The 7,933-nt window shown below is 63.4% G+C and carries 7 protein-coding genes; 6 read left to right on the top strand and 1 reads right to left on the bottom strand.

Annotated elements, in window-relative coordinates:
* The 6 genes from EN984_RS14465 to EN984_RS14440 all read left to right on the top strand — a co-directional run.
* Positions 1–402, top strand: a 402-nt coding sequence (locus EN984_RS14465; protein ID WP_164765476.1) for an ATP-binding cassette domain-containing protein, incomplete at its 5' end; no start/stop codon positions are given.
* Positions 389–1,240: an ABC transporter permease gene (locus EN984_RS14460; protein ID WP_127268481.1), complete on the top strand. Its 852-nt coding sequence runs from the start codon at positions 389–391 to the stop codon at positions 1,238–1,240. The genes EN984_RS14465 and EN984_RS14460, both read left to right, overlap by 14 nt.
* A gap of 186 nt (positions 1,241–1,426) precedes the next feature.
* The gene (locus tag EN984_RS14455) at positions 1,427–2,719 is read left to right on the top strand and encodes a cytosine deaminase (protein WP_127268480.1); all 1,293 of its coding nucleotides are present in this window, start codon (positions 1,427–1,429) and stop codon (positions 2,717–2,719) included.
* Positions 2,719–4,122, top strand: coding sequence for an FAD-binding oxidoreductase (locus tag EN984_RS14450; protein WP_127268479.1), 1,404 nt, complete (start codon positions 2,719–2,721; stop codon positions 4,120–4,122). The genes EN984_RS14455 and EN984_RS14450 overlap by 1 nt, the downstream gene beginning before the upstream one ends.
* A 205-nt stretch (positions 4,123–4,327) precedes the next feature.
* Complete coding sequence (locus EN984_RS14445; RefSeq protein ID WP_127268478.1) at positions 4,328–4,909, top strand: NAD(P)H-dependent oxidoreductase; 582 nt, start codon at positions 4,328–4,330, stop codon at positions 4,907–4,909.
* Positions 4,909–5,496, top strand: coding sequence for an NAD(P)H-dependent oxidoreductase (locus EN984_RS14440; protein ID WP_127268477.1), 588 nt, complete (start codon positions 4,909–4,911; stop codon positions 5,494–5,496). Before EN984_RS14445 ends, EN984_RS14440 begins: the two co-directional genes overlap by 1 nt.
* 149 nt (positions 5,497–5,645) lie before the next feature.
* Here the strand turns inward: EN984_RS14440 and EN984_RS14435 are convergent.
* Positions 5,646–7,933: FAD-dependent oxidoreductase (locus EN984_RS14435; RefSeq protein ID WP_164765475.1), on the bottom strand; the 2,288-nt coding region annotated here is incomplete at its 5' end.

Genomic DNA, 7,933 nt, shown 5'->3' with positions numbered 1-7,933 from the left:
GTGCCGCGCGAACTGTCCGGCGGCATGAAGATGCGCGTCTCGATCGCACGCGCCATGGTGACCAAACCGCGCGTGCTGCTGATGGACGAACCGTTCGCGGCACTCGACGAGATCACCCGCTTCAAGCTCAACAATGATCTCCTGGAACTGTGGCAGGACGAACGCTTCACCGTCGTCTTCGTCACCCACAGCGTCTTTGAAAGCGTGTTCCTGTCCAACCGCGTCGTTGTCATGGCGGCGCGGCCGGGCCGGGTGTTCGACGAACTTGCCATCGAGGCCTCCTATCCGCGCGATGAGGCGTTTCGCACCTCGCCCGACTATGCGGCACTGTGCCGTCAGGCTTCCGATGTGCTGGTCAAGGCCATCAATTCAACAGCAGGCGCGCATCATGACGGCCATTGACGAGCGGGCGCTCGAACTCGACCCCGAGGAGGCGCGCCGCGTGCGCCAGGCGCGGTTCGAGCGGATCGGCCGATGGGTGCTGCCGCTGGCGATCATGATCCTGGCGATCTGGCTGTGGGATCGCATCTGCGTCTGGAATGAGATTCCGCAATACATCCTGCCACGCCCGGGCGTGGTTCTGTGGACACTCTACAACGATGCCGGCTTGCTGTTTTCCTCGCTGCTGGTGACCTTGCGCATCACCTTCCTCAGCCTGGCTCTGGCGGTCATCGGCGGGGTCGGGCTGGCGGTGCTGTTCGCACAATCGAAATGGGTGGAGATGTCGTTCTTCCCCTTCGCCATCGTGCTGCAGGTGACGCCGATCGTGGCGATCTTTCCGCTGATCAACATCTATGTGAACGACCAGACGACCAAGCTTCTGCTGTGCGCCTGGATCGTCGCCTTCTTTCCGATCCTGTCCAACACCACGCTTGGCCTCAACTCCGTCGACCGCAATCTGCGCGACATGTTCAAGCTCAACGGCGCGACGCGCTGGCAGCAACTGCGCTATCTCAGGCTGCCGGCCGCGATGCCCTATTTCCTCGGTGGGCTGAAGATCGCCGGAGGCCTGTCGCTGATCGGCGCGGTGGTGGCGGAGTTCGTCGCCGGCACCACCGGCCAGTCGTCCGGCCTTGCCTCGCGCATCATCGAGGCCGGCTACCGGCTCAACGCGCCGCGGCTGTTCGCGGCGCTGTTCCTGATCTCGCTGACCGGCATTTTGATCTTCCTCGTGCTGTCGCTGATTTCGCATCTCATTTTGCGGCGCTGGCACGAAAGCGCGCTGAAGCAGGAGCGCTAGGATGACTGAAAGGTTGGCGCGAAGCGCCCCCCTCTGTCCTGCCGGACATCTCCCCCTCAAGGGGGGAGATTGGCTGTTGTCACGACCTTCACCAATCTCCAACGTTGAAAAAAAAGATCCGGCGCGGACGCTGCCAATCTCCCCCCTTGAGGGGGAGATGTCCGGCAGGACAGAGGGGGGCAACGCTTGATACCAACCTTCGGCTCTTACCATCTCGCCAATGTTCGCCTTCATCGCTCACTGGCACCAGGCCTTTCCGCGCCCTTCGATGCTGACGGCTTCGGGCTTGCCGACATCGCTGTGGCCGACGGGAAGATTTCCAGCATCACCGCGCATGGCCGATCCGCCGATGCGATTGACCTCGCCGGCCGTATAATCCTCCCATGCTTCGTCGACTGCCACACGCATATCGACAAAGGCCATATCTGGCCGCGGAAACCAAATCCCGATGGCACCTTCATGGGCGCGCTGAATGCCGCCGGAGCCGATCGCGTGGCACGCTGGAGCGCCGAGGATTTGGCGCGGCGGATGGATTTTTCACTGCGCTGCGCCTACGCCCATGGCACCCGGGCGCTGCGCACCCACATCGACAGCGTCGCGCCGCAGGAGGAGATCTCCTGGCCAGTGTTCGAGACGATGCGCGAGGCATGGTGCGGCCGTATCGAATTGCAGGGCGCCTGTTTGCTCGGCATCGAAGGCGTGCGCGACAAAAAGTGGTTCGACAGACTGGCAAAAAGGGTTGCCGCGGCAAAGGGCGTGCTCGGTGTCGTCACCTATATGGTGCCGGACCTCGAAGAACTGCTCGACCATGTCTTCGCGCAAGCGATCAAGCATGGCCTCGATCTCGATTTCCATGCCGACGAGACCGATGATATCTCCGCCATATCGTTGAAGAAGATCGCCGAGGCCGCTCTCTGGAACGGTTTCGAAGGAAAGATCCTCGTCGGCCATTGCTGCTCGCTCGCGCGCCAGCCGGACCTCGATGTGCTCGATACGCTGGACAAAGTGGCGAAGGCCGGGCTCGCCGTCGTCTCGCTGCCGATGTGCAATCTCTATCTGCAGGACCGGCGCGGCGACCAAACCACGCCGCGCTGGCGCGGTGTGACGCTGCTGCACGAGATGAAGGCGAGGGGCATTCCGGTGGCAGTCGCTTCCGACAACACGCGTGATCCCTTCTACGCCTATGGCGATCTCGACATGCTGGAGGTCTACCGCATGGCGACGCGCATCCTGCATTTGGACCATCCGGTCGCCGACTGGCCGCAAGCGGTCACCGCGACGCCGGCCAAGGTGATGCGGCTTGATGGCTTCGGCACGCTTGCCGCCGGCGGCGATGCCGATTTCATCCTGTTCAAAGGCCGAAGCTGGACGGAATTGCTCTCGCGACCCGAATCGGATCGCATCGTGGTGCGCGGCGGCAAGGCGATCGACCGGCAATTGCCCGACTATGCCGAACTCGACGAACTGATGGTGGGATAATGGACGTTTCGGCGCTCAAACGCGATCTCGAAGGCCTGAAGGTCGACGACAATCCGGCCATCGTCCAGCAGAAGAGCCGCGATTTCTACTGGTACAGCCCGGTGTTGAAGCAGCAGTTGGACCATGTCACCGGCGACCTGATCGTGACGCCGAAGAACGAGGCCGAACTGATCCGCGTGCTTGCCGCCTGTCACCGCCATGGCGTGCCGGTGACGCCGCGCGGCAGCGGCACCGGCAATTACGGCCAGGCGATGCCGCTCTCCGGCGGCGTCGTGCTCAACCTTGCCGAGATGAACGAGATCAAGTCGATCGCGCCAGGTCGCGTGGTGACCGGGCCGGGGGCCATCCTGGCCGATATCGACAAGGCAACGCGGGCGCATTCCGGGCAGGAACTGCGGCTGTCGCCGTCCACCTACAACACCGCTTCGATCGGCGGCTTCATCGCCGGCGGTTCGGGCGGCGTCGGTTCGATCAATTTCGGCGGCCTGCGCGATTTCGGCAATGTGCTGCGCCTGCGTGTGGTGACGATGGAGGCCGAACCGAAAGCGCTCGAACTCACCGGCGAGGATCTGCACAAGGTCACCCACGCCTATGGCACCAACGGCATCATATCGGAGGTCGAGATGCCGCTGACCGCGGCCTATGAATGGATCGATGTCATCGTTGGCTTCGACGCTTTCATGGATGTCGCCCGGTATGGCAATGCGCTGGCATGTCAGGACGGTATCCTGACCAAGCTGATCACGCCGATAGCCGCACCCGTGCCGCAACTCTATTTCAAGCGGCACCAGAAGTTCCTCCGGGAAGGGCAAAGCATCTGCGTCGTCATGGTGGCGCGGCACGGGCTGGACGCTTTCCTTGCCTTCACCCGCCGTGCCGGTGGCGAGGTGATCTACAATGCGGCCACGGCGACGCCGGACGAGAAAAAGGGCCTGCCGCCGGCCTATGAATTGGCCTGGAACCACACCACGCTGAGGGCGCTGCGCGTCGATCCTTCGATTACCTATCTGCAGTCGCTCTATCCCTTTCCCAACCAGCTGGCGCTGGTCGAGAAGATGGATGCGATGTTTCCCGGCGAGGTGTTCTCGCATCTGGAGTTCGTACGGCTGGACGGCAACATCACCTGCTTCGGCCTGCCGCTGGTCAAGTTCACCACCGAGGCGCGGCTCGACGAGATCGTGCGTCTGCATGAAGCGAATGGCTGCCCGATCTTCAACCCGCATCGCTACACGCTGGAAGAGGGCGGCATGAAGCAGACCGACGCGGTGCAGCTTGCCTTCAAGCGCGAAACCGATCCGCAAGGCCTGCTCAACCCCGGCAAGATGATCGCCTGGGAGAACCCGGACTATGACTACCGGTCGGGCCGGACATTCCTTTTCAAGGGGCTGCAGAGGGCAAGCTGATGACCAGCGTGTGGCGCTGCACCCCCCTCTGGCCTGCCGGCCATCTCCCCCTCAAGGGGGGAGATCAGACTGCCGCGCTGCTTTCGCTAACCATCAACGTCGCAGATAGGCAGCAACGCGGAAACCGCCAATCTTCCCCCTTGAGGGGGAGATGCCCGGCAGGGCAGAGGGGGGTGCCTCGCGCTGACCTGCAGGATGTCCTCCGATGAACATCCTCGTCCTTTACGCCCATCCGGTCGAGACCAGCTTCAATGCCGGCCTGCACCGCATGATCGTAGAGCGGCTGACAGCGGCGGGCCATGCGGTGGACGACTGCGATCTCTACGCGGAGGATTTCGATCCGCGGATGACGCGCCAGGAAAGACTGGACTACCACAGCCAACGCGGCGCCGCTGACGCTGCCGCGCCTTATGTCGAACGCCTGCTGCGCGCCGATGCGCTGGTGCTTTCCTATCCGGTCTGGAACTATGGCTTTCCAGCGATCCTGAAAGGCTTTTTCGATCGCGTCTTCCTGCCCGGCGTGTCGTTCAAACTGGTCGATGGCAAGGCGCAGCCGTCTCTGCACAACATACGCAAGGTTGCAGCGGTGACCACCTATGGCGGCAGCCGGTTCCGCGCCATGCTGATGGGCGATCCGCCACGCAAGCTGATCAAGCGCATGCTGCGCGCCACCGTAAAACCGGGCGCGCCGGTGAGCTATCTCGCGTACTACGCGATGAACCTGTCTACCGACCAAACGCGCAAGGCCTTCATGACCAAGGTCGCGGCCAGCATGGATGCCTTCTGATGCGCGCGCTGGTGGTTTACTGCCATCCGGTGCCCGAGAGCTTTTGCGCGGCCATCCGCGACACCGCCGTGGACGTGCTGACGCGACGAGGCTGGGAGGTGCGGCTGCTCGACCTCTATGCGGAGAAATTCGACCCGGTGATGGGCTGCGATGAGCGGCGCTCCTACAATGACCAGGCGCCGCAGGACCCGGCACTGAAGCCGCACTTCGAACTGCTCAACTGGGCCGAGGCGATCCTGTTCGTCTATCCGACATGGTGGTACGGGCTGCCAGCGATGCTGAAGGGCTGGCTCGACCGGGTGTGGGCGACGGACGTCGCCTTCAAGCTGCCGGCCGGCAAGGGACGGATCAAGTCGCTGATGACGCATGTGACCAAGGTCGGCGTCATCACAACCTGCGGCGCGCCGACCTGGTGGAGCGTCGTCGTCGGCCAGCCGGGACGCAAGACCCTGCTGCGCGGCATGCGGGCGCTGTGCGCGACGCGCTGCCGGACGTTTTTCCTGGCGCACTATCTGATGGATGCCTCGACGCCGGCAACGCGGGCGGCGTTTCTGGCGAAGGTGCGGGCGAAGTTGGAGCGGTTTTGAGGGAATTGGCGTCCTTCTCCCCGCTCCACGGGGAGAAGATGCCTGCAGGCAGATGAGGGGCAGCACGAACATTGCAGAGGTTGGCGCCGCCCCTCATCCGGCCCTTCGGGCCACCTTCTCCCCGTAAACGGGGCGAAGGAAGAGGGGTGCTACATCCTTGTCCGTTCTGACTTCGGATCATACATCGGCTTCAGCGACGCTTCCGCCGCAAAGCGCTCGCCGGCGATCTCGATCTCGTAGGTTGAGGCCAGCACATCCGCCTCGCTCTCGCCCTTGCAAGGCACATAGCCCAGCCCAACGGCGCCGCCGAGATGATGGCCGTAATTGCCTGAAGTGATCGGGCCGACGATCTTGCCGTCGCGCAGGATCGCCTCGTTGTGGAAGAGCAGGGGCTCTGGATCCTTCAGACGGAACTGAACGAGCCGGCGTGACAGGCCGGCTTCCTTCTTGCGCAGCACGGCTTCGCGGCCGATGAAGTCGCCCTTGGCGGTCTTCACCGCGAAGCCAAGGCCGGCTTCCAGCACATTGTCTTCATCGGTGATGTCGTGGCCGAAATGCCTGAAGGCCTTTTCGATGCGGCAGGAATCCAGCGTGTGCAGGCCGCAGAGTTTCAGGCCGACATCCGCACCTGCCTCCTCGATCGCCTCGAAGACATGAGCCGCCTGGTCGGTCGAGACATAGAGTTCCCAGCCGAGTTCGCCGACATAGGTGACGCGATGCGCGCGGGCCAGGCCCATGCCGATCTCGATCTCCTGGAACGTGCCGAACGGATTTTTATCATTGGAAAAATCGTTGGGGCTGACCTTCTGGATCAGCTTTCTCGCGTCCGGGCCCATCAGGCAGAGCACGCTTTCGGCCGCCGTCACGTCGGTGATGACGACGAACTCGTCGGCGACGTGCTTGCGCAACCAAGCCAGGTCGCGCTGCAGCGTGGCGCCGGGGACGACGAGGAAGAAAGCCGTTTCCGACAGCCGCGAGACCGTCAGGTCGCTCTCGATGCCGCCGCGCTGGTTGAGCATCTGGGTGTAGACGATCTTGCCCGGGGCGACGTCCATGTCGTTGGCGCATAGTCTTTGCAGGAAGTGCCGAGCGTCGCGGCCCTCGACACGGATCTTGCCGAACGAGGTCATGTCGAACAGGCCGACGCCATTCCTGACCGCGAGGTGTTCTTCGCGCTGGTTGTCGAACCAGTTCTGGCGCTTCCAGGAATAGCGGTATTCGCGCTCCTGGCCCTCGCGTGCGAACCAATTGGCGCGCTCCCAACCGGCGACTTCGCCGAAAACGGCGCCGCGCGCCTTCAGATGCTCGTGCAGCGGCGAACGCCTGACATTCCTCGAGGTCGCCATCTGGCGGTAGGGGAAATGGTCGGCATAGAGCAGGCCGAGCGTTTCGGAGACGCGCTCCTTGAGGTAGCGGCGGTTCTTCTGGAACGGCTGTGCGCGGCGGATGTCGACTTCCCACAGGTCGAAGGGGGCTTCGCCATCGTTGATCCACTGCGCCAGCGCCATGCCGGCGCCTCCGGATGAGACGATGCCGATCGAATTGTAGCCGGTCGCCATCCAGTAGCCGGCCAGTTCCGGCGCCTCGCCGAGATAGTAGCGGTCGTCGGGCGTAAAACTCTCAGGACCATTGAAGAAGGTGTGGATGCCGGCGGTCGCCAGCATCGGCATGCGGTTGACGCCCATTTCGAGGATCGGCTCGAAATGCTCCATGTCCTCAGGCAGTTGGTCGAAGCAGAAATCCTCGCTTATGCCGTCCATGCCCCACGGCTTGGCCACCGGCTCGAAGGCGCCCAGCATCATCTTGCCGGCGTCTTCCTTGTAGTAGGCGCACTCATCGGGCACGCGCAGCACCGGCAGACGGGTGAGGCCGGGGATCGGTTCGGTGACGAGGTAAAAATGCTCGCAGGCGTGCAGCGGTATGGTGACGCCGTTCTGCGCTCCCAGTTCGCGGGCCCACATGCCGGCGCAGTTGACGACGATGTCGGCCTCGATCGTGCCTTGCTCTTCGCCTTGCGCCCAGGACACGCCGGTGACGCGGCCGGCCTTGCTGTGGACCTTGGTGACCTTGACATTCTCGACGATGGTGGCGCCGCGCTGGCGCGCGCCCTTGGCCAGGGCCATGGCGATATTGGCGGGGTCGCACTGGCCGTCGAGCGGCAGATGCACGGCGCCGACGACATCGGAAACATTGAGATGCGGGTACATCTCGCTGACTTCCCTGGGCGAAATCTCGCGGACATCGACATCGAAGGCACGCGCCAGCGATGCTTGCCTGTAGATCTCGTGCTTGCGCTCCTCGGTCAGCGCCACGGTGATCGAACCGACCTGGCGCATGCCGGTGCCGACCTCGGTCTCGGCTTCCAGCTTGACGTAGAGGTCGGCGGAATATTTCGCCAGCCGCGTCATGTTCTGCGAGCCGCGCAGCTGGCCGATCA

Source organism: Mesorhizobium sp. M7A.F.Ca.CA.004.12.1.1, assembly GCF_003997835.1.
Classification (GTDB): Bacteria; Pseudomonadota; Alphaproteobacteria; order Rhizobiales; family Rhizobiaceae; genus Mesorhizobium.
Note: the sequence above shows the minus strand (reverse complement) of the source record. Positions and strands in the feature narration are given on the sequence as shown.

What these genes read in the sequence shown, in the direction of transcription:
- EN984_RS14460 (WP_127268481.1), top strand. Translation starts at nt 389, where the DNA reads ATGACGGCCATTGACGAGCGGGCGCTCGAACTCGACCCCGAGGAGGCG.
- EN984_RS14450 (WP_127268479.1), top strand. Translation starts at nt 2,719, where the DNA reads ATGGACGTTTCGGCGCTCAAACGCGATCTCGAAGGCCTGAAGGTCGAC.
- EN984_RS14445 (WP_127268478.1), top strand. Translation starts at nt 4,328, where the DNA reads ATGAACATCCTCGTCCTTTACGCCCATCCGGTCGAGACCAGCTTCAAT.
- EN984_RS14440 (WP_127268477.1), top strand. Translation starts at nt 4,909, where the DNA reads ATGCGCGCGCTGGTGGTTTACTGCCATCCGGTGCCCGAGAGCTTTTGC.